The following is a 25,769-nucleotide window of genomic DNA, read 5'->3' on the forward strand; positions in this document are numbered from 1 at the left end:
ACCAATCAAATTTTTACCGCCGATCAACGTAGATACACGCTCATTACTGCTTTAACGTTTTACCGGCAGTTAACTATTTCTTTACGTGCAAACCGCACTCTTTGCTGGTCGGATCTTCCCACCACCAGCGACCGGCACGGATATCTTCACCCATGGCGACGGCACGCGTACAAGGTGCACAGCCAATGCTGGGGTAAAACTGGTCATGCAGGGCGTTGTAAGGCACTTCATGCAACCGGATATAGGCCCAGACTTCTTTTTCTGTCCAGTCACTAAGCGGGTTGAATTTTTCCAGTTTGTTGCCTGCGTCAAATTCACGGACAGGCAAATTGCTGCGGGTGGTGGCTTGTTCAGCACGCATGCCGGTGATCCAGGCTTGTTTGCCAGCCAGTGCACGTTGCAGCGGCTCCACTTTGCGCATATGGCAGCAGGCCTTACGCAGTTCTATGCTGTCATAGAAGGCATTGATGCCCTGGCTACGCACATACTGCTCTACGGCTTCATGCTTGGGGAAAAACACCACCGGTTTGGTGGCGTAGGTGTGCTCAACTTCCCCCATCAGGGTGTAGGTTTCTGCGGGCAGTCGACCCGTGTCCAGTGAGAAAATCTCGATGGGCAGGGCCTCTTTGGCGATCAAGTCAGTCAACACCATGTCTTCAGCGCCATAGCTATTGGCAAAAGTGATGGCCGGAAACTCTGCCGCCGCAGACTGAAGCAGGGCTACTACTTGGGCGCGCTTGGCCTGGACAGAAGCAACCAGGGCTTCTGTCAGCTCAGGGCGTGTCGCAGGATTGCTGGCTGCCGGTTTGAGCATGCTGACGCCGAAACTCATGCGCGCTGTATCCTTCTCCACACTGGCACATCACCTACCGCGCCCTGATAGGGCTGGCTGAAGTCATTCAGGCTGGCCAGTGCATCTTCGGCCGAGCGGTCAGCACGAATTAAAAAGCTGGTGAAGCCTGCGCGCTTGTGAAAGAACAATTGATCACGCAATACATCGCCAATCGCGCGCAATTCGTTTTTAAACCCGTAACGCGTGCGTAGCCAGTTGCCCAAGGTGAAAATGCGGCCATCGGCAAAGCGTTCCACATAAATCGCAATGATTGGCAAGGTATTCAAATCTGCAAATTCGGCTTGCAGTGTCTCGGCGGTTTCGTTGGTGGCCAGCACAATGCCGAGCTCGCCAGCCGCCAGGCGCACTTGCAACTCTGCCTTGCGGGCCTGCCAGACAGCGAGCGGCACCAGAATTTTGCCGGTGGCTGGTATCTGCGTATTCGCAATTTGTTCTGGACTATAGGTTTGCTCGCCAGTCAGTTTGAACAGCACGACTTTCCCAGCCTGCTTGCGGACAGACTCTTCAGCCGGGGCCGGTGGGACCACGCGGGTCCAAGTATCTGCCACAATGCTGGCCTGGCCGTTGCTGCCCAGTTGAATTAATTGACTCATTATGCAGACTCCTTCTCAGCGTAGACGTGGGCCTTGAACGGCGCTACGCCCAAACGACGTACCGTGTCGATAAAACGCTCTTCGTCGCTACGCTCACGCACATAGACCTCAATCAGGCGTTTGACTACGCCTGGCATTTCTTCTGCCGAGAATGAAGGGCCGATCACGGTACCGATGCTGGCATCATTACCTTGCTTGCCACCAATGGTGACCTGGTACCACTCCGAACCATCCTTATCCACACCCAGAATGCCGATATGGCCGACATGGTGATGGCCGCAGGCATTCATGCAACCAGAGATATTGAGCTCAAGGTCACCGATTTCATACAGGTAGTCCAGATTGTCGAACTGCATCTGAATGGCTTCAGCAATCGGAATCGATTTGGCATTGGCCAGGCTGCAGAAGTCACCGCCAGGGCAGCAGATAATGTCCGTCAGCAAGCCGATGTTAGGCGTGGCCAGTCCGGCTGCGCGGGCTTTTTCCCACACGGCAAACAGGTCAGACAATTGCACGTCGGCCAGAATCAGGTTTTGCTCGTGAGAGGAGCGCAGCTCGCCAAAACTGTAGGCATCGGCCAAGTCAGCCACCACGTGCATTTGCTCGCTGGTGATATCCCCAGGCGCTTTGCCGTGTGGTTTCAGTGACAAGGTCACCGCGCGATAGCCTGCAACACGGTGCGCATGGACACAACGTTTGACCCAGGCAGCAAATGCCGGATTGCTGGCTACGGCAGCATCAAAAGAGGCATCATGCGCTGGTAATGTTTTGTATGGCATGGGCTCAAAGTAATGCGCCACGCGGTCTAGTTCGGCTTGAGTGATGGTGAGTGGACCGTCTTTGAGGTGGGCCCATTCCTCATCTACCTGGCGTCTGAATTCATCAATGCCCAGCGCCTTCACCAGAATCTTGATGCGGGCTTTGTAGATGTTGTCACGACGGCCGTGAATGTTATAGACACGGATCACCGCTTCGCAGTAAGACAACACATGTTGCCATTCCAGATGTTCGCGAATCACAGTGCCCAGGATCGGTGTACGGCCCAAGCCACCACCCACCCAGACTTTGATCGCCATCTGGCCTTGTGCGTCTTTGTAAAATTCGAGGCCAATGTCATGCGCCTGCACAATCGCACGGTCTTGTTCAGTGCCTGAGACGGCAATCTTGAACTTACGTGGCAACAGGGCGAATTCAGGATGGAAGGTACTCCACTGGCGCATGATTTCAGCAATGGCGCGCGGATCAATGATCTCGTCGGGCGCAATGCCGGCAAACTGGTCGGTCGTGATATTACGGATGCAGTTGCCTGAGGTTTGAATGGCGTGCATTTCTACGGTCGCCAGCTCAGCCAGAATCTCCGGGGTGTCTTCCAGTTTGGGCCAATTGAGCTGCAAGTTCTGACGGGTACTAAAGTGACCATAGCCACGGTCATAGCGCTTGGCAATGTCTGCCAGTTTGCGTAATTGTTTGCTGGACATGAGTCCGTAAGGTACGGCAATCCGCAGCATCGGTGCATGGCGCTGAATATACAGGCCGTTTTGCAGACGCAGCGGGCGGAACTCTTCATCCGTGAGTTCGCCTGCCAAATAGCGGCGGGTCTGGTCGCGGTACTGGGCGACACGTTCATTGACAATTTGTTGGTCTATAGGATCGTATTTGTACATGCTTGAGTCACTTTGTTCGCAAAAAGCGAAGAGGCAGTATTTTAATGGAAAACTAGCTTAAAGCCTACATAAATCAATATCATAGCCAAGGCAATACGTACCCAGTGTTCTGCAACACGTGAGCTCATATGGCTACCCAGGTAAATGCCCGGTATGGAACCGATCAGCAAGGTGCCGAGTAACTGGTAGTCTATGGTGCCCAGGGAGGCATGGCCTAGACCGGCCACCAGCGTCAGCGGGACGGCATGCGCAATATCACTGCCGACAATCGTGGTGATTTTCTCCTTGGGATATAGCAGAATCAGCGCTGTTACCCCCAGCGCGCCCGCACCGACCGAGGTCAGCGTGACCAGCGCGCCCAGTACAACCCCGAGTAATACGGTGGCCGGAGGTACGTAATGGGCTGGAATCCATTCGTCTTTGGAGACTAAGGCGATTAATTTGTTGCGTAACAGCACGGCCGCTGAGGTCACCATCAAGGCAATGCCTAACCAGAATTTGATTGTGGATACCACTTCGCCTGACTGTAAATCCATGCTGTGCAAGGCCCACAGCGTTAACAGAGACGCTGGAACGCTACCCATGGCCAAGCGTTTGACGATACGCCAGTCAATATTGCCCAGTTTGCCATGCGCAAAAATCCCCACAGATTTTGTGATCGAGGCATAGAGCAGGTCTGTCCCTACGGCGACGGCGGGCTTGATGTTATAAATAAGCAACAGAATTGGCGTCATTAATGAGCCGCCGCCAACGCCCGTCAGACCAACCAAAAAGCCCACGACAAAGCCTGCCAATATGTATCCGAATTCCATGAGGAGTATCTTGAAAAGTTAAGCGCGGCATCATAACAAGTTTTTAAGTGTTGATTTAATAATAAATTCTTCTATGATATAGCTTTTGGTTATAAAGGGTGATCTATGAAGTTTCACCAGTTACGGTATGTGCATGAGGTGGTGCGGCAGCATTTGAATATTTCTGCTGCCTCTGAGGCATTGCATACCTCCCAACCTGGGGTTAGCAAGCAAATCCAGCTGTTAGAGGAAGAGTTGGGATTGCAGATTTTTCAGCGTAATGGCAAACGCCTCATCGGCGTGACTGAGCCTGGCCGTAAAATTGTCGAGCTGGCCGCGCGTGTCATGCTGGACATGCAGAATATCAAACGGGTGGGCGACGAATACAGCCGCGAAGACAGTGGTGAACTGACCATTGCCACTACCCATACGCAAGCGCGTTATCGCCTGCCTGCTGCGGTCAAGCAGTTCATGGCGCAGTATCCCAATGTGAAATTGACGATTCATCAGGGCAACCCGTCGCAAGTCACCGAACAGGTTGCTGCCGGAGAAGCCGATATCGGCATTGCGACCGAGAACATCAGCAAGGATGACCGTTTGTCGTGCTTGCCATGCTACAGCTGGAACCGGTGCCTGGTCGTGCCGTCGCAACATCCCTTGCTGGAAAAGAAAACCATCAGCCTGAAAGATCTGGTCAACTATCCGCTGATCACCTATGACTTTGCCTTTACTGGCGGCACACTGGTGTCTAAAGTCTTTCACGATGCCGGTCTGCAGCCCAATGTGGTGTTTACGGCGATTGATGCAGACGTGATCAAAACCTATGTCAATCTGGGGCTGGGTATTGGGTTGATTGCCAATATGGCTTATGAGGAAACCCGCGATGCACCGCTAAAAAGTCTGGACTGCAGCCATCTATTTCCTGACAGCACCACTTATCTGGGTGTGCGCAGGGATGCTTTTTTGCGTGATTACATGCTTAACTTTATTACCATGCTGTCACCGCAATATGACAAGCGCAGTGTGCAACGGGCCTTGCATCAGGACTTGTGATGCGCGTCACATTGGTCTGCGTAGCGGCATGCTGTAATGCTGCATAGTCTTCACAGATAGAGAGGTCTTTCATGCGTTTAAGTCACCTCAAGGGATGGTGTTGCCTCTGTTTTTTTATCCATTGCTCGGTTTGGGCCGCGCCGGCGCATGTCCGTGTCATTGGTCATGGCATGCCAGATGTGGATCTCGATAACGCCATTTATGAAGTGCCGGTGCAGCCTGGCGTGAGTTATCAGGATCTGGTAGATAGCCTTAAATCGCTCTCTGAGGGCATGAATTTTGTAAACCCTGCCAACTTCCCGATTGGTGACCATATGAAACAGCGCGGCCAGGATCCGCAAGGCATCAAAGAAGTCCGCACCTTTTGTAACCTGAGCATGGGCACCGAAATTATCCTCGATCACCCCGAATTTCTGGTGTTTGCGCCTTGCCGCCTGGCCATTTATGAAAAGCCGGATGCGCACGGCAAGCGGCAACTTTATCTGGGGCTGGACAGACCCACGCATGACTTGAAAAATATCAAGCATCCCACCGCCAGGGCGCAAGCCTCGGCACAACAGCTTGAAAATGCCTTGATTGAGTTGATGGAAAAAGCCCGACGTGGGGATTTTTGATAGTTCTTACAAAAACATTTTTTAACCACAGAGAACACATAGGCCACAGAGGGAACAACATCAATCCGCTATGTTCTGATTTACTGTGGTGCACACTCATCGCTTTTCTCGGTGTTTCTGTGGTTAAAAGTTTTTTAAACGATTTCTCATTTAAGGCAAAACAACAATCTTCCCCTTTTTAGAGCCATCCCCTATACTCAACTTAACTTTAATTGTTAAGAGTGCATTCCATGGTTCAACCTATGCTCATCGCAAAAAATAATGACATCGAAAGTGTGATGCTGCCCAAAATGGCCAACCGTCATGGCCTGATCGCCGGGGCTACCGGGACAGGTAAAACGGTCACTTTACAAAGCCTGGCGGAGCAGTTTTCGCGTATTGGTGTGCCGGTATTTATGGCTGATGTGAAGGGCGATTTGTCTGGCATGAGTCAGGTTGGCGGTGGCAACGCCAAGGTCGAGGCGCGTGTGCAGCAGCTGGCGCTGACTGGCTATGCGAATAAAGCCTATCCAGTCATGTTCTGGGATATGTTTGGTGAAAAAGGCCATCCGGTGCGCACCACCTTGAGTGAGATGGGGCCGTTGCTGCTGGCACGCATGCTGAACCTTAATGAGGTGCAGGGCGGTGTCTTGAATGCGATTTTCAAAATCGCCGATGACAATGGCATGCTACTGCTGGATTTAAAGGATTTGCGCGCCATGGCGCAACATTGTGCCGAAAATGCCGCCACCTATCAGACCCAGTACGGCAATATTTCTACCGCCAGTGTTGGTGCCATTCAGCGAGCCTTGTTGCAACTGGAGACAGAAGGTGGCGATGTGCTGTTTGGTGAGCCGGCCTTGAATCTCGAAGACATGATGCAAACCGATGGCAAAGGATTGGGATTTATCAATATTCTGGCTGCGGACAAGTTGCTGAATTCGCCGCGTGTGTATGCGACGCTTTTGCTGTGGTTGCTCTCCGAGTTGTTTGAAAAACTGCCTGAAGTCGGTGACCTGGATAAGCCAAAACTGGTGTTTTTCTTTGATGAGGCGCATTTGCTGTTTAATGATGCGCCGACCATTCTGATGCAAAAAATCGAGCAGGTAGTGCGCCTGGTGCGCTCCAAAGGCGTGGGCGTCTACTTTGTGTCGCAAAACCCGCTGGATATTCCGGATGTGGTGTTGGGTCAATTGGGTAATCGGGTGCAGCATGCCTTGCGCGCGTTTACCCCGCGCGACCAGAAAGCGGTACAAGTGGCGGCTCAAACCTTTCGTGCCAATCCCAAGCTGGATGTTGCCACAGCGATTACCGAGTTAGGCGTGGGCGAGGCGCTGGTGTCATTTTTGGATGAAAAAGGCGCGCCGACGCCGGTTGAGCGCGTGTTTGTCTGTCCACCCGAGAGCCGGATCGGACCGGCGACCGATGTGGAGCGCAAGCAGGTGATGGCGCAGTCTCTAGTTGTGGGCGTATACGACAAGCTGGTGGATCGTGAATCTGCGTATGAGATTCTCAAGCAGCGGGCGGAGCAGGCCAGTGCTGCGACGCAGGCACAACAACAGGAAGAAAGTTCAGGCTTTGATTTGGGCGGCATTCTAGGCGGTAAAACCAGCCGCTCAGACTCGGTGCTGGAGTCTGCGGCCAAATCAGCCGCGCGCGCCATCGGCTCACAACTGGGGCGGGCGATTATCCGTGGCGTGCTAGGCTCCATCATGGGGAATGGCAAAAGCAAGCGTTAACCGTGAAGTCAGTCAGGAAGAGACATGCTCAGTGATATCGCGATCGCCCAGGCCGCCACGCTAACGCCCATCGTTAACATAGCCAGCAAACTTGGGCTGGTGGCGGACGATGTGCATGCCTATGGTCAGCATATGGCCAAACTGACGCAGGCCACCGTCAACCGCTTGCAGGCGCAACCTGCCAAAGCCAAATTGATCCTGGTCACGGCGATCAATCCGACCCCGGCAGGCGAAGGCAAAACCACGACCACGATAGGATTGACCGATGCCTTGAATCAGGCGGGGTATCAGGCAATGGCCTGTTTGCGTGAACCCTCTCTGGGTCCGGTGTTTGGGATGAAAGGCGGGGCGACCGGCGGCGGCTATGCGCAGGTGGTGCCGATGGAAAATATCAACCTGCATTTTACCGGTGATTTTCATGCCATCAGTGCCGCCAATAATTTGCTGGCTGCCCTTGTAGATAACCATATATATCAGGGCAATGCGCTGCAGTTTGACACCGTCAGCTGGCGCCGCTGTATAGATATGAATGATCGCGCCTTAAGACGGCTCACGCTGGAAAATAATACCCATACCGGCTTTGATATCACCGTCGCCAGTGAGGTGATGGCCATTTTTTGCCTGGCGACCGATCTGGCCGATTTGACGTCTAGACTGGGAAGGATTCAGGTCGGCTTGAGTACAGCAGGCAGCCCGATTCTGGCGAGTGACTTGCAGGCTGAAGGCGCCATGGCCGCCTTGCTTAAAGATGCTTTTCAACCCAATCTGGTACAGACCCTGGAAGGGTCGCCGGCGCTGGTACATGGGGGGCCGTTTGCCAATATTGCTCATGGCTGCAACTCTCTGGTAGCGACACAAACCGCCTTGCGTCTGGCGGATTATGTGGTGACTGAAGCTGGCTTCGGTGCCGACCTCGGTGCAGAAAAATTCATGGATATCAAATGCCGCCAGTCTGGCCTGCGGCCGGATGTGGCGGTGATCGTTGCTACAGTGCGCGCCTTGAAATATCACGGTGGGGTGGATGTGGCGGACTTGAACCGCGAAAACCTCGCCGCTTTACAGGTAGGCGTGGCCAACCTTCGCAAGCATGTGACGAATTTACGCCAGCATTTCAATTTGCCGGTGGTGGTGGCGCTGAATCACTTTACCGCGGATACCGAGGCCGAAATCGCGTTAGTACAGGCAGCCGTACAAGCCTTGGGCGCCAGTCTGCATGTCTGCCATCACTGGGCACAGGGCGGCGCCGGGGCGATTGCGCTGGCGCACGCGGTGGCTGACCAGGCCCAACAAGCATCGACGCCTTGGTTACTGTATGCAGACGATTTGTCCCTGACTGAAAAGCTAGACACCATTGCGCAAAAACTCTATGGGGCCAGCGGGGTGACCTTTAGTGCGCTGGCACAACAGCAACTTGCCCGTCTGGCAGAAGTCAGCCAGGGCTTGCCGGTGTGTGTCGCCAAAACGCAGTATTCGTTCTCGTGTGATCCCAAGTTGCGCAATGTGCCCGCGGATCATGCATTGCATGTGCGAGAGCTGCGTTTGTCGCGTGGTGCAGGCTTTGTAGTCGCTATCTGTGGAGACGTGATGACCATGCCCGGCTTGCCCAAACAGCCCGCCAGCAGCCGGATTAGCGTCGATGCAGATGGTAGAATACAGGGGTTATCCTGAAGTCTGTGTCATGCAAACGTTTAGCCAACTCGGTCAAGCCGATCAAACCATCAATAAATCCCGCTTTATCGCCCGCGCCAAGCGCTGTGAAAACGAGCGCGAACTGGCCCTGTTTTTACGTCAGTTTGCCAGCGAGCATCAAACTGCCGGCCACTTGGCGTATGCGTTTCGCATGAAAACTCCAGAGGGCATCGTCGCGCGGTTTTCAGATGCCGGTGAGCCGGCAGGCACGGCGGGTAAACCCATCATGCAAATGCTGGATGGGCAGAATTATGTCAATTGCTGTGTGGCGGTGGTGCGCTATTATGGTGGCATCAATTTAGGCACTGGCGGCTTGGTGCGGGCGTATGGCGGCACGGCCAAGCAGGCCATGGATCAAGCCGGAAGCATGCCTTTCGTCGAGATGGTGCAACTGAAGATCTCAACCAGTTATAAACGGGTAGATGAACTGACCCGCGAAGTACAAAAGTGCCAGGGCGAAATTCTGGACAAGCAGTTTGATGAGGCTGTGCATTTTCTGCTCAAGCTGCCCCTGGATGCCGCCCAACAAATACGCGCCAAGTTTTAGTCGCGCAATAGACTGAACAACTGAGGAACCGGAGTTCGACGTGAACCAAACCCAACGACTGGATACTGCCACCTGTTTGCTCATGGTAGGGTTAATGTGGCTGGTATTGCAGGTGCAATTATTGCCCGCGTTACTGGTCGGCATGCTGGTGTTTGAGCTGATTCATGTCATTTCGCCGCTGATTGCACGCAAATTGCCGGGTAAATATGCCAAATGGCTGGCAGTCATGCTGATTGCCACGCTGGTGATCGGCCTGCTGGTTGCCTTGGGCATGGGGATTGTGACGCTGATCCGCAGTGACAGCGGCGGTTTGGCCATGTTGTTTGATCAACTGGCTAGAATCATTGAAGACTCGCGCAAAGTGTTGCCGCCCTGGCTCAACGAGCGTTTGCCAGATGATGCGATTACCTTGCAGCAAACCGTGATTGAGTGGTTACGTTCACATTCGGCAGATTGGCAATTGCTGGGCAAGGAGGCCGGGCATCATCTGGCGCATATTCTGATCGGCATGGTGATCGGGGCCATGGTCGCCTTGCATGATGTGCAAACACACGGTAACCATAAACCGCTTGCGCAAAGCCTGCTCAATCGCATCACGCTGTTTGCGCTGGCGTTTAAAAATATCGTGTTTGCGCAGGTGAAAATTTCCGCGGTCAACGCCAGCCTGACCGCGATTTACCTGATCGTGATTTTGCCGTTGTGCGGCGTACATCTGCCATTCACCAAGACCATGATTGCGATTACCTTTCTGGTTGGCTTGCTGCCCGTGGTGGGCAACCTGATGTCCAATACCGTGATTGTCATAGTCAGTACCAGCCATTCCTTTGTGATCGCCATGGGCTCGCTAGCCTTTTTAATTGTTATTCATAAGCTGGAATACTTTTTAAACGCACGTATTGTTGGCGGGCAAATCCGCGCGCATGCCTGGGAGTTGCTGGTCGCCATGTTACTGATGGAGGCCACTTTTGGGCTGCCAGGCATCGTCGCTGCGCCGGTTTACTATGCCTACCTTAAAAGCGAGTGCCGGGCACGGGAGTGGGTTTAAGGACTGCAATGTCTGGATATTCGGTAAAAACATTAATCAGCCATGGTGGTCATGCTCACATTTGCCAGTCTGGCCTGGCGTGGTCGGAGGTTGAAACAGATGACCCGAACGGGCCATTGTGGCGGCTTAACCAGGCAAGTATTCTACACACATCGCAAGGACACAAGAAATGACAGGGTTTAATCTAAAAGTATTATGGTTTGGATTGCTCATCCTGCTCATTGTCAGCATTTTGGATGCTTTTGTGTAATTGTGGCGTGTTTTTCAAGTTTAAAGTCTCTTTGGCCCCGACCCGTCGGGGCTTTTTCTTTTTGGGGATAGCGCGCTGCGATTATGGTGCTCTGGCCAGGCGGCTGCCAGTGCGCGCTTCATCGTTGAGCGTTTTTAAAAAGGCCACAATCGCGTCGATCTCCTTTGCATCCAGCGGGGCGGGGTCACCAGGCTGTTGGCCAAACGGGGCTTTCATCTCGATATTGTCTTGATACTTTTCTGGCAGGTCATTGAATTTGAGGCGCTTGCCGGTACGGTCATGCGGATACCATTTTTCTGGTGCCGTATCGCGTTCAGCATAAAAGCGCACGGCATCTCTGAGGGTGTGTACCACGCCATTATGGAAAAAGCTTTTTTTGCGCGCCACATTGCGCAGCGTCGGCACCTTAAACAAGCCACAGTACTCTGCATTCAAATCCTGTCTGGCCGGGCCGCACAAGCCGAGGTCGTAATAGTGCCGGTCATGATTTTGCGCGATGTGTGGATTGCGTGGCAGACCCAGTGCAGCATAGCCATGATCGGTAAATTGCGGCAGGGCACCATGGACGACTGCTGCCTGGTGACAACTGGCACAGTTGCCTTTGTTGGGGTCCATAAATAGCCGCAGGCCTTTTTCCTCCAACGCGGTAAAGCGGGCCTGGCCTTGCATGACGTGATCAAACTTGCTGGAGTAGGGCGCAAATTCTGTCGCATCTTGCTGGTAGGTTTGCAGCGCCAATAAAACCGCATCCGTGATGGCGGCGTCGGCTTGCAAGCTGGCCGTGCCAAACAACTGGCTGAACGCCTGGGGATAAGCCTGGCGTATTCTTTTGGCCAGCAGGCTCGGTGTCGAGGCCATTTCATTGCTTGAAAATAATGGGATTTTTGCTTGCTCGGCCAGCGTGTTGACGCGGCCATCCCAGGTGAATCCGCCTGCCGGACCATTATCCAGGCCAGGCTGTAAGCCCTCATCTTCGGTGTAGTGTTCTGTGAAAGGCGGGGTGGATTGCAAGTACATCAGGGTAGGCACTGCCCGTGTTCCCATTAACTGCATATGGTCGCCACCCTTTTGAACCGGCTGCGGGTTGCCTGGCGTAAACGCGTGCTGGGCCTGATGGCAGCTGGCGCAGGATAATTTGCCCGAAGCCGATAGTTGCGGATCATGAAACAGACGTTTGCCCAGCGCCGTCAATGCCTGGGTGCGTGAGGCGGGTGACAGCGTACTGGCCGCCTGGGGTTCTTGTACCAGCGGCGGGACTAAGGCTTCATCTTCCTGAGCTGACAATTGCAAAGAAGAGAAGCAAAGCACGGTCAGCAATAATGTTTTCAAGTTGAGCATGGTTGTGAATGAGGTGAGTAAAAAAGCGGATAAACAGGCTGCTCATCCGCTTTGTTGGGCACAAAATGTGATTATTTGGACTGGCGTCTGCGCAGCATCAGGCCAGTCAAGCCCAGGCCGGCCAGCATCATCGCAGTGTTGCTGGCTTCTGGCACTGCGGCGGCGGTTACGCGTACAGCCGTGCCGGACAGCGCGCTGATGGTCACGCCTGCGTCGGTACTTTGGAACATATTGCTGGTGCTGGCAGCATCTTGTGTGTCAACCAGTGCACTGTAGCCAGTCGCGCCAAATTGACCGGAACCAAAGATGATGTCATAGCTGCCTGCGGCCAGATGAACGGTGCTGCCCAGTGAAGCGAGTTGATCGCCACCGGTCGCTGCAAAGACGGTATGTGCCAGGCTGTTGGCGCCCAGGGTGCTGCTATTCCAGTCACCGGCTCTGACGATCGCCCCAAAGATATTGCCATCGGAGAATTGGCTGAAGTTACCGCCAATGTAGGAAATATCCATGCTGCTGCTCAAGGTGAGGCGTACACCCAGATAATCCGTGTTATCGATGATGTAACTACCGAAAGCGGCAGATTCGCTCACATAGTCAGCACTTGAAAACACGATGGTAGGGGTGGCCGCAACACTGCTGTTGGATGCGAAGGTGAAGGCCAGCAGGGTGGCAAAGCCCAAAGATTTGATCATGATTCTTCTCCAGAAGTTAAGATTCATTCAGCGCAATTGGGGATACCCAACTGCGCCGTATGTTGTAATGATTAGAATGCCAGGGCGTTGGTCAGGTCGCCCATGATGTTGGCACCATGGCTTTGCAAGCTTTCATCACGCTTTTTCAGGCCGTCCAATGGTGGCAGTGAGTAGCGGTGTGTGATAAAACGCAAGGCAGAACCGGTGTCATACTGGGTATGATCGACTGCGCCTTTTTTGGCAAAAGGTGAAATGATCAAGGCCGGAATACGTGTGCCTGGCCCGATCAAATCGCCTTTTGGGGGCACGGCATGGTCAAACTGGCCGCCAAATTCATCATAGGTAATCAATACCAGGGTGTTATTCCATTGCGGGCTGTTTTGCAACTGGCTGATGATGGTCATCACTTCATCATCCGCATTGGTGACGTTGGTATAGCCTGGGTGCTGGTTCAGGTTGCCAATCGGTTTATAGAACGACACGGCTGGCAAGGTGCCTTGTGTAATGTCATTCAACAAATCTGCACGGTCTTGCAGGTGGCTGTTACGGTAGGTGCCATGGGCCACTGGGTCAAAATTTGCATAGTAGTTAAATGGCTGGTGATGGGCCTGAAAGTCGCCATGGGTCGCATCTGCCACGCCAAAGCTGTTTGACTTGTAGACATTGCTGCGATCATTGACCGCGTCGCTCCAGCCGCCTGAGTACCATTTCCAGCTGATTTGCTTGCTATCCAGCAGGTCTGCAATGGTGGTGATGGTTTGTGCTGGCAAGGTGGTCGAAGCTGATGGGTTGGCGTACAGCAACTGGTTACCTGAGGCGCTGGTCACCGGCGCATTGCCACTGGGTTGGAATGGTGGCTGCATGGTGTTCACGGCGCGATAGCCGTCACCCGCACCAAAGTAGTCCAATGGGGCAATATTGCCGCTCTTGAATGAGGTGTTGGTGGCGTTGGTGCCAATCGCAGAGGCGCTCATGGAGCTGTTGCGGGCCAATTGTGGCACGCCGTTGACTGGGGTAGTCAAGACGTTGAGAGAAGCTTTGTTATTGGCGACGGTATCGGCGGAAATTGCCGGTGCGCAAGCGCAGACCAGATACTGGTGGTTCAAGAATGAACCGCCGTATGCGGCCTGGTAAAAGTTATCTGCCAGGGTGTACTTTTTCGCCAGCCCCCACAGTTGCATTTTGCTACCATCAAAATAACCCATGGATAAACCACCGGCATCACTAAAGGCCGCATAAAGGTTATTCAGGCCGCCATTGATTTGCATGGCGTTCTCAAAAAAGCGGTGATACAGATCGCGGGTGATGTTGTTACCAGTCACCAGGCCATAGCCAAACTGGTCACTCGTGGCATCGACCTGAAAGGGCGCATTGGGCCACACCCCAGTGGTTTGTGCCTGGGTGATGGTCTGGCCAGCGGTGTTTTTCTGGCCATTGGCCAGCATGCCACCCCAAGCCGGTGGCAAGGTGGTCAGCGTCGTGGTGTAGTCTCGGTCTACCTGTTTGATCGCTTTAGCTTGCGGTGTATTCAGGCCGTTGGCGCCTGGATATTTGCCAAACAGATTGTCAAAACTGCGGTTTTCGAGGTAGATCACGACAAAATGCTCGATTTTGTCCAGATTTAGACGGTTGCTCAGCGCTTTATTCAGATTGCCTTTGCTGCCAGCCTCACGCACCGCTTCGGCAAGGCGATTTTGCAGCTCATCGTTTTCGGTCATCAGGCTGTCAAGGTCGGCGCCAGTGCTCGTTTGTGTGAAGTCAGCTTCGAGCTGTGATCCGCTGACGTGTAGTCTGGCGGCCAGACGATCGCGTGCGGTCATGTAATCAAGATTGCTGCCTTCCATGAGCGCCAGGATTTCGGTGCTCAACGCACTGACAACGGTCGTGTTTTCGGCAGCTGCGCGGTACACAGACTTCCCTGCTTGCGCCACCAGAGCACCATGGCCTGCCAGGTTAAACTCGCCGTTGGCATTGGTCTGTGTGCTGACTTCACCGCTGTCACAGCGAGCATTCAGGTTGGCGTCAATGCAAACCAGGGTATTGGCAAGCTTGGCGCCATGCAAGCCGATCACAACACCAGAGGTGCTGGCCGCGGCGAAAGCTGGTCCGCTTAAGGCCATCCATACTGCAGCAGAAATTGGTAACAAACGAAAAAAATTCATAAATCATCCCCATATCAAGAGCACAAGAACAATTCTTGAGCCCGGAAATCGTAACCTGGCTGTGTAACAGGCATTCAGTGGTCCTGCGCCCGAAACGTAGCTCATCATGACTAGTGGGCGTGATGGTTTTATGAAGGTTGCGTGAACCCAACACTGGCTTACATTTTTTAATGTTTTAGGGGGTGTTGAACAGCTTAAAACTAGTCAGGCATGTCACATAAATTTCATGTTTCCGTAACCTGTCTGACACAGAGTTTTTCAAGAATGCATGGGCTAACACAAGCAAATGACTTGTGACATGACAAGCACTTAACCGTGTACAAAAACGTAATATAACCATCTGCGAGAGGATGAATGATGACATTGAAACCTTGGCTCATGGCTGGGTTGATGGGAGCGACTTTGCTCTCTCAAGCACACGCCGCTGAATTAATCCAAAATGGTGGCTTCGAGCTGCAGGGCGTAGACGCCTATGACATCGTCGGCTGGCAAGTGGCTGAAGCTGGCATCCTTGGTAGCGTACTGGCACAGCAAGGCACCACGACTGAAGTCACCGGAAACACCACCGTTGGCGCTTATCAGGGCACACATTACGGTTTGCTCGATAATAACGGCCTGGCCAGCAACATCTTGTATCAAAACTTTACGACGTCGGCGGTCAGCCAGGCGACCTTGACCTTCCAAATGTTTGTCAACAATCAGTCAGCCAGCAGTGCTGTCGATGCAGGTGGCCTTGATTACACCGTTGACGCAACCGATCATCCAAACCAGCATGTCCGTGTGGATATCTTAAAGGCGGGCAGTGATCCTTTTTCTACCAGCCAGGGCGATGTCCTGCAGAGCCTGTATCTGGGCGGTGCCAATGGCACGCTGGCTGCCAACAACTACCTGAGCTACCAGTTTGACCTGACCTCCATCCTGTCTGGCGGTGGCCAATTCATGTTGCGCTTCGCCAGTGTCGCCAACCAGGGTTCTCTTCAACTCGGCGTAGACAATATTAGCTTGCAAACGGCTTCTGCAGTCCCTGAAGCGGATACCAATGCCTTGATGCTGGTGGGGCTTGGTTTGATTGCCGCCATTATGCGTAGACGCGCACAATAACTTATAACGAATATCTTTGAGGAAACAATCATGCAACTGTTTAACTTAAAACGTACTGCTCTGTTGGCCATGCTGCTGGGGACACAAGTCTCCCTGACACAACCTTTGATGGCTGAGGAAAACGCCCAGTTCTGGCTCAACGATGGCGCAGCAAGCCTGAGCGACAGTAAAAAACTGGTACCGAATGCACGCAAAGCCAAAAACGTGATTTTGTTTGTCGGCGACGGTATGGGGATTTCGACGGTCACTGGCGCGCGTATTTTTGAAGGTCAGCTCAAAGGCAAGGATGGTGAGCGCAACAAACTGTCTTTTGAAGAGTTCCCTTATGTGGCCCTGTCCAAAACTTATTCGACCAACCAGCAGACCTCTGACTCTGCACCGACCATGACCGCCATCATTTCTGGCGTGAAAACCAATGACGGCATCATTTCATTGAACCAGTCTGTTCCGCGCAATGAGGCTAACCCTGCCGTGATCAATGCGAATAAAGTAACCACCCTGCTGGAACAGGCCGAGCAAGCTGGCAAAGCCACTGGTGTGGTGTCGACTGCCCGTATCACGCATGCCACCCCGGCAGCCACCTATGCACATATTTCCAACCGTGACTGGGAAGCCAACGCTAACCTGTCAGCGGCGGCGGCTAGCAATGGCGTCAAGGATATTGCCGCACAACTGATTGATAACTTTGGCAATGGCAAGCTTGGCGATGGCGTTGATGTCGTCTTTGGCGGTGGCCGTAGCTACTTTTTGCCTAACAGTATTAAAGATATCGAAGGCGCCAAAGGCCGCCGTACCGATGGCCGTAACCTGACGCAAGAATATGTGAACAAGTTTGGTGGCGTCTATATCGAAAATCAATCGGCATTCAATGCCTTGAATCCAGCCACGACCAATAAAGTCTTGGGCTTGTTCAACCCCTCCCACATGGAATACGAGCAAGACCGTCCTAACGATATCGCTGGTGAGCCTTCTTTGGCAGAGATGACGGGCAAGGCCATCGACATTTTGAAGAAAAACCAGAATGGCTTTTTCCTGATGGTGGAAGGTGGCCGGATTGACCATGCTTCTCATGCAGGCAATGCTTACCGTACCTTTAAAGATGCGGTGGCGCTGTCAGATGCGGTGCGTGAAGCGGCTTCCAAAGTGAATCTGAACGACACCTTGATTATTGTCACAGCTGACCATAGCCACACCCTGACCATAGGCGGCTATCCAAAACGTGGTAACCCGATTTTGGGTAAAGTGGTTGAGCCAGGTAAAACCACGCCAACGCTGGCGGCTGATGGCAAGCCTTACACCACCGTGAGCTTTGCCAACGGCCCAGGCTATCACACTAACTCACCAGGTGATGCGGTTTACAATGAGGCGATTGCTGCAGGCCGCGTGGTCGACATGTCAGGCGTGGATACTGAGGACCCAGATTTCCACCAGGAGGCACTGGTGCCACTGAGCTCTGAAACGCATGCTGGTGAAGAGGTTGCGATTTATGCCGTCGGCCCTAAAGCCTATCTGGTCCATGGGGTACAAGAGCAAAGCTACATTTATCAAGTCATGAAAGATGCATTCGGTTTTTAATCGACTGTCTTTAGAATAGACCTGAACATCAATTGGTTTAACAGTGGGGCAGCGCAAGCTGCCCTCTGCCTTTAGTAAGAAATGGAATCATCATGAGATTGAAACAAACCGCTGGCTGTTTTGCGCTGGTGATGGCGATGATAAGCGCTGGTGCGCAGGCCGAAGAAATCGTCACTGCACGCTATGACACCGTGCAGTGCGCCTTGCCATGCCAGGCCGATGCCGCCAAGCACTTGCAATGGTGGCTGATGCGTGACCAGGATGAGGTGGAAATTCGTCAGTTGTATCAAAATGGCGAGCCAGCACACCACAGCAGCTTGTGGCAGAAAAAACCGGGTGGGCAATTCAGCTATATTTACCTGATGCATGACGAGCAGCGCACCATCGATTACAGCGATGTGGATTTGAAGCTGCTGGCGATCAAAATGGATGAAGCCACATGGCAACTGAAGACGCAATTGGTCACCGATAGCGAGTTGGCCAGCCTGCAAAAAGTGGCAGACGAAGCCAGCGAACAGTATGGCTATGCTATTGAGAAGTATAGTGGTACCTTGGGCAATGGTATTCGTAGTCAGGTCTGGTGGATTCCGGCCTTAAAATTGCCCTACAAGGTCGAATATACCTATCCACAACACACGGTCAGCATACAGTTGCAGGCGCTGCAACCGGCAGCCAAGCCTGGTCAGCCCGTCGAAGTCGCGCCCAAAACCTCTTTGACGGCGTTGAGCCAGTACCAGCATGTGGATTATGCCGATTTGGGCGATATGGAACACAACCCTTCCGAAATGCAATGGCTGGCCAAAGCGCACGATGCGCCTGGCTTGCAGTCGCATCATCATTAGTCGCGTCGGCCTGATCGCTTGCGATGTCTGGACTGCATGCCCAGGCATCGCAAAGAATACGTGTTGATTGCTCTGATCGCATGGCGCATGCGATGGGCCTGCCGCCCGGCGGCCGAATTTGCAGCCGGGCAGTGTGGCCCTCCCAGTCATCGGCTATAATGCCTGCATGACGTTTCAAATTATTCAGCTTCTTTTATTAGTGGTGATTATTGCCATGCTAGTGTGGCAATCTCGCAGGCAACAACAGGCTGCGCAGCAGGCGCTGGCACAGTTACTGGCGCAGCAGCTTGAAGAAAAGCACCGCATGATGATGCAGGAGATGCACCAGTCACTCAATCATCTGGCTGATCGCTTGCAAAGCCTGAATACCGACCAGCAAGACCGTTTGCGGGCGCAATTGTCGCAAGAGCTGACCGCGACGCGTGAAGCGATGCAGGCGTTACAGGTTGCCCAGCGCGACCACTTGAGCCAGAGCACTGAACAACTCAGCCTGAGCTTGCGTAATGGCTTGTCCGAGCAGGGCATTGCCCAGCAAAACTTGCTTAAAACCGCCTTGCAAACGACGACTCAAAGCCTGACGCAAAGCATTGAAGCACTGACCAAAGTCGTCGATGGCCGCCTGGAGGAGATGAGTGGCAAGGTGTCTATCCGCCTGGAAGAAGGGTTCAAAAAAACCAATGAGACCTTTGTGAGTGTGATGGAGCGACTGGCCACCATTGATGAAGCCCAAAAGAAAATTGATGGTCTCAGTGTGAATGTGGTCAGTTTGCAGGAACTGTTGGGGGATAAGCGCAGCCGCGGTGCTTATGGGGAAGTGCAACTGGAAGGGCTGATCCGCAATGTGTTGCCCAATAGCAGTTTTGCCATGCAACATACGCTGAGTAACGGTGCACGCGTGGACTGTGCTTTATTTTTGCCCGAGCCAACTGGCACAGTGGCCGTTGACAGTAAATTTCCGCTGGAAAACTACCATCGCATGATAGATAGCAGCCAGGGCGATCTGGTGCAGGCGCAAGCCGCCAAGCTGTTCAAGGCCGACATCAGAAAACACATTGATGATATCAGCAGCAAATACATCATCGCCAACGAGACCTCCGATGGCGCGGTCATGTTTATCCCGGCTGAAGCGGTGTTTGCCGAGATTCATGCCTATCATAGGGATGTGGTCGATTACGCGATGCAGAAACGTGTGTGGCTGGTGTCGCCGACCACCCTGATGGCGGTGCTCAATACGGCACGCGCAGTGCTCAAAGATGTGGAGATGCGCAAACAGGTGCATATCATCAAAGACGAGCTGGGCAAATTAAGTAAAGATTTTGACCGCTTTGATACCCGCATGAAAAAACTGGCTGATAATATCCGGCAGGCGCATGAAAATGCGCAAGACGTGCATATCAGCAGCCAGAAGATTTCCAGACGCTTCGCCCAGATTGAAAAAGTCGAGCTGGCAGAGGCTGGTCTGGAAACGCTGGAGTTGCTGGATGAATTAGACGAGGTTGGAAAGAGCACCCCTACATGAAGATCACCATTTTATATTTTGCACGCATCAAAGAGGTGGTGAATTACTCCTCTGAAGACGTTGAGCTGCCGGATGAGATAGAAACCATCGTCGCACTTAAGTCCTGGTTGTCTGGCCGCGGCGAGACCTGGCAAAAACTGTTTAACGGCAGCGGGGTAGTGCGTGCGGCCATCAATCATGAACTGGTCGACGATATGGCAACCTTTGATGAAGGTGATGAGGTGGCGTTTTTTCCACCTGTGACCGGAGGCTGATTTGAGCAAGCCACCATTTCTGGATATTTCTGTTCAGCCTGAGGATTTTGACCTGGCCAGCGAGTTGCAGCGCTTGCGTCTAGCCTCGCCAGAGGCCGGTGCGCTGGTGAATTTTGTCGGCTGGGTAAGAGAGCACGCCAGTGAAGGTCAGTTAATAAGCCAGATGTTAATCGAACATTATCCTGGCATGACCGAAAAGGCCTTGCAGGGTATTGCGCAACAGGCGGCCAGTCGCTGGCCATTGCTTGGGGTGCGTATCATCCACCGTGTCGGCCTATTGGCTGCTCAGGCGCAGATTGTGCTGGTGGCTGCTACCAGCTTGCACCGCCAGGCAGCCTTTGAAGCCTGTGCTTTTATGATGGACTATTTAAAGACCGATGCGCCGTTCTGGAAAAAAGAAATCGGCGCGTTTGGCGAACACTGGGTAGAAGCCCGTGCCTCTGATGAACAAGCAAAACAACAATGGAAACAGCCCTAAATGATGCAAGTCCTCAGTCCTGAAGAAATGACCGTTTCCTACAAACTGTCACCCATGTCATTTGAGTCCACCGCCGACCTGCTGGATGCGAGTGAGCTTAGCCTGACCGACTACGGCTGGAAACTACAGCCAGAAGCACAGAAAACACTGATGATGGGCCTGTCGCTGCAACAGGATGGCTGTAATGTGCTGGTGCTGGGCACGCCTGGTTCCGGTCGTGCTGGGCTCACACTGGCGGCGATGAAAGCCTCTGCCATGACCGGGATTGATACCACGCTGACCGACCTGGTGGCGCTGTATGATTTTAGCCAGCAATCCTGCGCCAACTACATCAAGCTGCCGGCCGGGCTGGGCGCCCAATTGCGGACTGTGATGGAGTCGTTTATCAAGTCGCTGGTGGCAGAGATGCAGCAATGGGTGGATGCCAATGGCCAGGTCAATTTTTCGCAGGCCGAAACCTGGCTTGAGGAGCGCGTGGATGGTTTGCGCTCGCAATTAAGCAGCGCCAAGTTATCGCCATTTTTTAATCTGATCAAACCCGAGGTGCTGGGGTATCTGCAAGCCTGGCAGCAAGTCGGCAGTGAGGGCGACAGCGGCACTGACGGCTTGGTCAATGACGGCTTCTTATCGCGTTTTCGGGTAAATCTGCTGGTCGATCAGCGCGCTAACCTCACCTCCGGCATCAAGCAGCCTGTGGTTGAGGACAAAGACCCCGGCTTTGCCGCCTTGTTTGGCATGCTGGAAACCGCTGCAGGAGAGTCGGCGCAATGGCCGGAGTTCTTACGCTTGCGTGCCGGCAGTGTGCACCAGGCCGATGGAGGCATGTTGCTGCTGCATTTGCGTGATCTGATGCAAGACGAAGGCAACGGCAGTGCCTTGCTCGAAAAGCTTTACCGTCTCATGCGTAACCGCGAGGTGCAGATTGAAGACTGGGCCAACCATGCACAGCAAGGGGCTGGCGGCAATCGCCATGGCGCCTTGCCGGTCCATGTCAAAATTGTCATGATTGCCAGCCGCGAAGATTATTACGACTGCCTTGAAGCGCAGCCCGATTTCTTTGACTTCTTTCCGGTAAAAGTCGAGTTTGAAGACCGCGTTGCCGCGACGCTGGACAATTATGCCTGGGTGGCCGGCTATATTGCGCGTAAATGCCAGCAACAGGTGATGCCACATTTTACGAGCGCGGCGGTGAATGTGCTGTTGCAGTTCATGCACAGGCTAGAAGAGGACCAAGGCCGTATCAGTACGCGCTTTGTGCATTTGGATCAGCTCATGCATGAGAGTGCTGCAGTGGCTGCTGAAGCACGTCTGGTGACCGATGCGCATGTCAAGCAGGCCCTGTCTGCGCGCTTGTTGCGTCAGCAGTTTTTTGAAACACAGATTCGTGACTCGATTATTGATAATGAGTTATTGATACAGGTGCATGGCAGTGTGGTCGGGCAGGTGAATGGCCTCACGCATATCGAGTTGGGCGACGCCAGTTTTGGTTCGCCTATCCGGATTACCGCCCGTTGTTATCCAGGCCGCAGTGGCGTGATCAATATTGACCGCGAAGTGAATATGAGCGGCCCTACGCATGACAAAGGCATTTATATTCTGCAAAACTGGCTCAGTGCCAGTTTTTGGGCGTTGGCACCGTTGAGCCTGAACGCTTCGCTGGTGTTTGAGCAAGAATATAATGGCGTAGAAGGCGACTCTGCCTCCTGTGCCGAATTGTTTGCGCTGTTATCTGCGCTGACTGGCTTGCCGATCAAGCAAGGCATGGCCGTCACCGGCGCCCTCAACCAGTTTGGCGAAGTGATGCCGATTGGTGGCGTCAATGAAAAAATCGAGGGCTATTTCCGCGTCTGCCAGGCCTTGGGCTTAAACGGCGAGCAGGGTGTTATTATCCCCAAACGTAACCAGCGTCACCTGCTGCTGGATGAGACCGTCGTCACGGCCGTGAATAATGGCATGTTCAAAATTATTGCTATTGACCATGTGCTGGAAGGCATTGCCCATCTGACCGACTGCGAAGCCGGCGTGCAAGAGGCGGATGGCACCTATCAGGGTGATACGCTCATGGCACGCGCGCAAGCTGCACTCGCCAGCTACCGGCAAACGCTGGAACGTAATCAGGCACGTATGGCCTATATCCAGCAACAACAAGACCATCAACATTTCTGATTTATGCCACGCACGCATCACCGCAAGCAAGAGGCACCGCCAGAAAAAGACGACGGTTGCCGTCTAGACAAATGGCTATGGGCCGCCCGTTTTTTTAAAACACGCAGTTTGGCGGCCGACGCCGTCGATGCCGGCAAGGTGCGCATTGATGGCGACCGCGCCAAAAATGCACGCGAAATGAAGCCCGGCATGCGCGTGAGTATTAAAAACAAGGATATGCAGATAGAAGTGGAAGTGCTGGCGCTCAGCAATGTGCGGCGCGGCGCGCCCGAAGCCGCCTTGCTATACCGCGAGACTGAAGAAAGCCAACGAATACGCCAGCAGATGAAAGAGAGCGGGGCGGAGCATTTTGCCGAGCGCGACCGTGGCATGGGGCGTCCGACCAAGCGTCAAATGCGCGAGATTCAGCGCTTTACTGGACGCGGTTAGTCTAGCTTGGCCTGCGGGCGCCATTGCTCAGCCCGGTTTTGGCTACCGCTTGTGCCCGGCAAGAAACATCCAGTTTCTGGAAAATGCGTTTGAGATGGTTTTTGACCGTATTGGCACTGATATTCAGAATCATGCCTATCTCCAGATTGGTTTTGCCACTGCGCACCCAATGCAGAATCTCCTGCTCTCGGTCTGATAACCCGCCTTGCGCCATGCTGTCCAGCAGGTCCTCGTCTTTAATCACCGGTTTCAGGTGTCCAATACGGCGGATCGCCGCATCCAGGTGCGGCATGATCATGCCCAGCATCTGGTCTGGGACATGAAATTCTTTGGTACGGTCAAAAAACACATAAATACAGTCTGACTTGCCACGGGTATCGCGTACGCCGTATACCATGAGCGAATGCATTTTTATCAACTGTTGCGTGAACGGGTTGGGTGACTGTGCATGAATGCCCGTGGCATCAAAACGGTTAATCACAAACCATTTTTCATCGTTTTCTACCCAGCGTTTGTACAGGTTGCACATCAGGTAGTTCACAATGGCAGAGTCTTCCAGCAAGCGTTGGGTGGACATTTCCGGGAGGGCAGAAGAGACATCAAAATGCAGTTCACCGGTGCTGAAGTCGCCCCACGCTGCCAATAGTGCATCATGTCGCATCAGCGGATGAATATCTTGTTTCAGCCATTGAAAGAATTCAATATGCCGTTTAATCGCATATGATTTCTGTATGGCTTGCAAAATGCCTTCCCAGTGGGTTTGTTTTTTTTGTACCAGCATGCAATGACCTCAAACGGTAATGAGCAGGGCAGCATTGCCCGATGTTTCATGGTTTAAGGGTTTTACGGCATAGGCTGGCAATTCTTTAACCATGCATGGGGGAATCCTTGCAAAGTGCGCACTTGATATGGCGCAAGGGTTGAACGATTTGGCCACATCGCTTTCCTACTACTTGGGGCCTTAAGGTAAAATAAGGCTGGTGTGATGAGATGGCTTTAAGGTCCAGACATTCATGGGTATTCTGAAAAAACTTCCTGGTGGCGTGCGTTACCCTAGCTATAAAGAATGGCAGCTGCTCAAGAAACTGCCTAAATGGTGGCTATTGGGGAGCGTGGTGTTTGCTGCCCCCATTGCTTATGACTGGTGGCAGTCAGGTGATTTGCTGGCTCATGACCTGGAACGCAACTCCATGTTTTTGGGCTTGCTGTTTACCTTCTGGTTCTTTATCGGTGCCGCCATGATAGGCCTGATCGTGATCATTATCATGAAGGGGCCTGGCTACGTCGCTGACCCTTATTACCTGCCAAAAGAAGACAAATCCCTAGAGAATCCGCCTAAAACATAATCGGTTCTTGATCAATCCTTCAAAAAGGGTTTATAATCGCGTGCTTTGCAACCTTGCCACACTTTGATCAGGCATTCTTAAGTTTGATCCGAAGGTGGCTTTAACCATAAGGAAATCTCATGCGACACTATGAAATCGTGTTTATTGTTCACCCTGACCAGAGTGAACAAGTGCCTGCGATGATTGAGCGTTACCGCGCACAAATCACAGGTAATGGCGGCAACATCCACCGTCTGGAAGACTGGGGCCGTCGTCAACTTGCCTATCCAATCCAAAAAGTACACAAAGCACACTACGTGTTGATGAACATCGAGTGCAGCCAAGAAGTGCTGGAAGAGTTGGAGCATGGCTTCAAATTTAATGATGCTGTATTACGTCACCTGACCATCGCGACGAAAACAGCGGTCACCGCACCAAGCCCAATGATGAAAGAGGAAAAATCCAAAACCATCGTTGGTGACGCACCTGCTGCTAGCACAGAGGCGGCTGCTTAAGTGTTGTGAATACGCTGGTGATTGCAGCGACGGTTCAAGCAGTTGAAACGTTGCGATACACACCGGCGGGCTTGCCCTTGTTGCGATTGCAATTGCAACATGATTCAGAGCAGCTAGAGGCTGGGATGAATCGGAAGGTACAGTGTCAGTTACCCGCAGTGATTATTGGTGAAAAAGCCAATCTGCCATTGCAAAGCGGCGATCAGATCAAAGTGAAGGGTTTTCTGGCACAGCGCAGTGCAAAAAGCACACAAGTGGTACTGCACATACAAGAGTTACAGCGAATACAGTATTAAAGAATTTAAGGAGTTTCACATGGCAAGAGATATGTACAAACGTCGCCGTTACTGCCGTTTTAGCGCAGAAGGCATCAAAGAAGTTGACTACAAAGACGTAGATCTGTTGAAAGATTTCGTTTCTGAAAACTTCAAAATCATCCCAGCCCGTATGACTGGTACCAAGGCTAAATACCAACGTCAATTGACAACCGCGGTAAAACGCGCACGTTTCCTGGCGCTGATGCCTTACACAGACAAACACCCAGGTTAATCGGCGG

General features: G+C 52.8%; 26 protein-coding genes. 18 read left to right on the plus strand and 8 right to left on the minus strand.

The features are described 5' to 3' along the window. Positions 1 to 73: 73 nt before the first annotated feature. From ACFQ1T_RS08480 to ACFQ1T_RS08495, 4 genes are read right to left on the minus strand one after another with little or no spacing between them, the layout of a single operon-like run. Positions 74 to 832 (minus strand): phosphoadenylyl-sulfate reductase, encoded by a 759-nt coding sequence (locus ACFQ1T_RS08480; RefSeq protein WP_379075659.1) that lies wholly within the window; start codon positions 830 to 832, stop codon positions 74 to 76. Next, a complete protein-coding gene (locus ACFQ1T_RS08485) occupies positions 829 to 1,446 on the minus strand; it encodes a DUF934 domain-containing protein (protein WP_379075662.1) in 618 nt (205 codons plus the stop codon). The genes ACFQ1T_RS08480 and ACFQ1T_RS08485 overlap by 4 nt, the downstream gene beginning before the upstream one ends. Continuing rightward, complete coding sequence (locus ACFQ1T_RS08490) at positions 1,446 to 3,110, minus strand: nitrite/sulfite reductase (RefSeq protein ID WP_275355694.1); 1,665 nt, start codon at positions 3,108 to 3,110, stop codon at positions 1,446 to 1,448. Before ACFQ1T_RS08490 ends, ACFQ1T_RS08485 begins: the two co-directional genes overlap by 1 nt. Positions 3,111 to 3,151: 41 nt before the next feature. After that, on the minus strand, positions 3,152 to 3,922 hold the full coding sequence (locus tag ACFQ1T_RS08495) for a sulfite exporter TauE/SafE family protein (protein WP_194748074.1): 771 nt from the start codon (positions 3,920 to 3,922) through the stop codon (positions 3,152 to 3,154). A gap of 105 nt (positions 3,923 to 4,027) precedes the next feature. On the opposite strand from ACFQ1T_RS08495, the gene ACFQ1T_RS08500 reads away from it, so the two are divergent. The 6 genes from ACFQ1T_RS08500 to ACFQ1T_RS08525 all read left to right on the plus strand — a co-directional run bounded on the left by ACFQ1T_RS08500 (position 4,028) and on the right by ACFQ1T_RS08525 (position 10,567). Continuing rightward, positions 4,028 to 4,954 carry a CysB family HTH-type transcriptional regulator gene (locus tag ACFQ1T_RS08500; protein ID WP_379075667.1) on the plus strand — a complete coding sequence of 309 codons (927 nt, stop codon included), beginning with the start codon at positions 4,028 to 4,030 and terminating at the stop codon, positions 4,952 to 4,954. A gap of 71 nt (positions 4,955 to 5,025) precedes the next feature. Further along, positions 5,026 to 5,568, plus strand: a complete 543-nt coding sequence (locus tag ACFQ1T_RS08505) for a DUF302 domain-containing protein (RefSeq protein ID WP_379075670.1) — start codon at positions 5,026 to 5,028, stop codon at positions 5,566 to 5,568. Positions 5,569 to 5,798: 230 nt separating this feature from the next. Further along, positions 5,799 to 7,286: a helicase HerA-like domain-containing protein gene (locus tag ACFQ1T_RS08510; protein ID WP_313988194.1), complete on the plus strand. Its 1,488-nt coding sequence runs from the start codon at positions 5,799 to 5,801 to the stop codon at positions 7,284 to 7,286. Positions 7,287 to 7,310: 24 nt separating this feature from the next. Beyond that, entirely contained in the window at positions 7,311 to 8,954 is a 1,644-nt protein-coding gene (locus tag ACFQ1T_RS08515) for a formate--tetrahydrofolate ligase (RefSeq protein WP_313988192.1), read from the plus strand. A gap of 10 nt (positions 8,955 to 8,964) precedes the next feature. After that, a complete protein-coding gene (locus ACFQ1T_RS08520; protein ID WP_313988190.1) occupies positions 8,965 to 9,522 on the plus strand; it encodes an IMPACT family protein in 558 nt (185 codons plus the stop codon). 40 nt (positions 9,523 to 9,562) lie between these two features. Then, the gene (locus ACFQ1T_RS08525) at positions 9,563 to 10,567 is read left to right on the plus strand and encodes an AI-2E family transporter (RefSeq protein WP_313988187.1); all 1,005 of its coding nucleotides are present in this window, start codon (positions 9,563 to 9,565) and stop codon (positions 10,565 to 10,567) included. A 331-nt stretch (positions 10,568 to 10,898) separates the two neighbouring features. Here the strand turns inward: ACFQ1T_RS08525 and ACFQ1T_RS08530 are convergent, their stop codons facing one another. The 3 genes from ACFQ1T_RS08530 to acpA all read right to left on the minus strand — a co-directional run bounded on the left by ACFQ1T_RS08530 (position 10,899) and on the right by acpA (position 15,009). Next, positions 10,899 to 12,146: a cytochrome-c peroxidase gene (locus ACFQ1T_RS08530; protein WP_379075674.1), complete on the minus strand. Its 1,248-nt coding sequence runs from the start codon at positions 12,144 to 12,146 to the stop codon at positions 10,899 to 10,901. An 80-nt stretch (positions 12,147 to 12,226) separates the two neighbouring features. After that, complete coding sequence (locus ACFQ1T_RS08535; RefSeq protein ID WP_194748062.1) at positions 12,227 to 12,847, minus strand: PEP-CTERM sorting domain-containing protein; 621 nt, start codon at positions 12,845 to 12,847, stop codon at positions 12,227 to 12,229. 71 nt (positions 12,848 to 12,918) lie between these two features. Further along, positions 12,919 to 15,009: an acid phosphatase gene (acpA, locus tag ACFQ1T_RS08540; RefSeq protein ID WP_379075677.1), complete on the minus strand. Its 2,091-nt coding sequence runs from the start codon at positions 15,007 to 15,009 to the stop codon at positions 12,919 to 12,921. Positions 15,010 to 15,363: 354 nt separating this feature from the next. Here acpA and ACFQ1T_RS08545 point away from each other — a divergent pair, with 354 nt between their 5' ends. The 8 genes from ACFQ1T_RS08545 to ACFQ1T_RS08580 all read left to right on the plus strand — a co-directional run bounded on the left by ACFQ1T_RS08545 (position 15,364) and on the right by ACFQ1T_RS08580 (position 23,373). Next, entirely contained in the window at positions 15,364 to 16,110 is a 747-nt protein-coding gene (locus tag ACFQ1T_RS08545) for a hypothetical protein (protein WP_379075680.1), read from the plus strand. Positions 16,111 to 16,140: 30 nt separating this feature from the next. Then, complete coding sequence (locus ACFQ1T_RS08550) at positions 16,141 to 17,685, plus strand: alkaline phosphatase (RefSeq protein WP_194748058.1); 1,545 nt, start codon at positions 16,141 to 16,143, stop codon at positions 17,683 to 17,685. Positions 17,686 to 17,777: 92 nt separating this feature from the next. Beyond that, entirely contained in the window at positions 17,778 to 18,527 is a 750-nt protein-coding gene (locus tag ACFQ1T_RS08555) for a hypothetical protein (RefSeq protein ID WP_379075683.1), read from the plus strand. Positions 18,528 to 18,693: 166 nt separating this feature from the next. Next, positions 18,694 to 20,046: a DNA recombination protein RmuC gene (locus ACFQ1T_RS08560; RefSeq protein ID WP_194748054.1), complete on the plus strand. Its 1,353-nt coding sequence runs from the start codon at positions 18,694 to 18,696 to the stop codon at positions 20,044 to 20,046. Beyond that, positions 20,043 to 20,300 (plus strand): molybdopterin converting factor subunit 1, encoded by a 258-nt coding sequence (gene moaD / locus ACFQ1T_RS08565; protein WP_275355676.1) that lies wholly within the window; start codon positions 20,043 to 20,045, stop codon positions 20,298 to 20,300. The genes ACFQ1T_RS08560 and moaD overlap by 4 nt, the downstream gene beginning before the upstream one ends. A 1-nt stretch (position 20,301) precedes the next feature. Beyond that, complete coding sequence (locus ACFQ1T_RS08570; RefSeq protein ID WP_379075687.1) at positions 20,302 to 20,778, plus strand: molybdenum cofactor biosynthesis protein MoaE; 477 nt, start codon at positions 20,302 to 20,304, stop codon at positions 20,776 to 20,778. Then, positions 20,779 to 22,944, plus strand: a complete 2,166-nt coding sequence (locus tag ACFQ1T_RS08575) for a Lon protease family protein (RefSeq protein ID WP_275355674.1) — start codon at positions 20,779 to 20,781, stop codon at positions 22,942 to 22,944. Between the two features lie 3 nt (positions 22,945 to 22,947). Continuing rightward, on the plus strand, positions 22,948 to 23,373 hold the full coding sequence (locus ACFQ1T_RS08580) for an RNA-binding S4 domain-containing protein (RefSeq protein WP_338654596.1): 426 nt from the start codon (positions 22,948 to 22,950) through the stop codon (positions 23,371 to 23,373). 1 nt (position 23,374) lies between these two features. On the opposite strand, the gene epsA is transcribed toward ACFQ1T_RS08580, so the two are convergent. Continuing rightward, positions 23,375 to 24,154, minus strand: a complete 780-nt coding sequence (gene epsA, locus ACFQ1T_RS08585; RefSeq protein ID WP_338654593.1) for an XrtB/PEP-CTERM-associated transcriptional regulator EpsA — start codon at positions 24,152 to 24,154, stop codon at positions 23,375 to 23,377. A gap of 232 nt (positions 24,155 to 24,386) precedes the next feature. On the opposite strand from epsA, the gene ACFQ1T_RS08590 reads away from it, so the two are divergent. The 4 genes from ACFQ1T_RS08590 to rpsR all read left to right on the plus strand — a co-directional run bounded on the left by ACFQ1T_RS08590 (position 24,387) and on the right by rpsR (position 25,762). Next, positions 24,387 to 24,719, plus strand: a complete 333-nt coding sequence (locus ACFQ1T_RS08590; protein ID WP_275355669.1) for a hypothetical protein — start codon at positions 24,387 to 24,389, stop codon at positions 24,717 to 24,719. Positions 24,720 to 24,838: 119 nt separating this feature from the next. Next, positions 24,839 to 25,213: a 30S ribosomal protein S6 gene (gene rpsF / locus ACFQ1T_RS08595; protein ID WP_194748042.1), complete on the plus strand. Its 375-nt coding sequence runs from the start codon at positions 24,839 to 24,841 to the stop codon at positions 25,211 to 25,213. Positions 25,214 to 25,230: 17 nt separating this feature from the next. Further along, on the plus strand, positions 25,231 to 25,509 hold the full coding sequence (gene priB, locus ACFQ1T_RS08600; protein ID WP_379076906.1) for a primosomal replication protein N: 279 nt from the start codon (positions 25,231 to 25,233) through the stop codon (positions 25,507 to 25,509). Positions 25,510 to 25,528: 19 nt separating this feature from the next. After that, positions 25,529 to 25,762 carry a 30S ribosomal protein S18 gene (rpsR, locus tag ACFQ1T_RS08605; protein WP_024929836.1) on the plus strand — a complete coding sequence of 78 codons (234 nt, stop codon included), beginning with the start codon at positions 25,529 to 25,531 and terminating at the stop codon, positions 25,760 to 25,762. Positions 25,763 to 25,769: the final 7 nt, after the last annotated feature.

This window comes from Methylophilus glucosoxydans (genome assembly GCF_042676145.1).
GTDB classification, from domain to species: Bacteria; Pseudomonadota; Gammaproteobacteria; order Burkholderiales; family Methylophilaceae; genus Methylophilus; species Methylophilus glucosoxydans.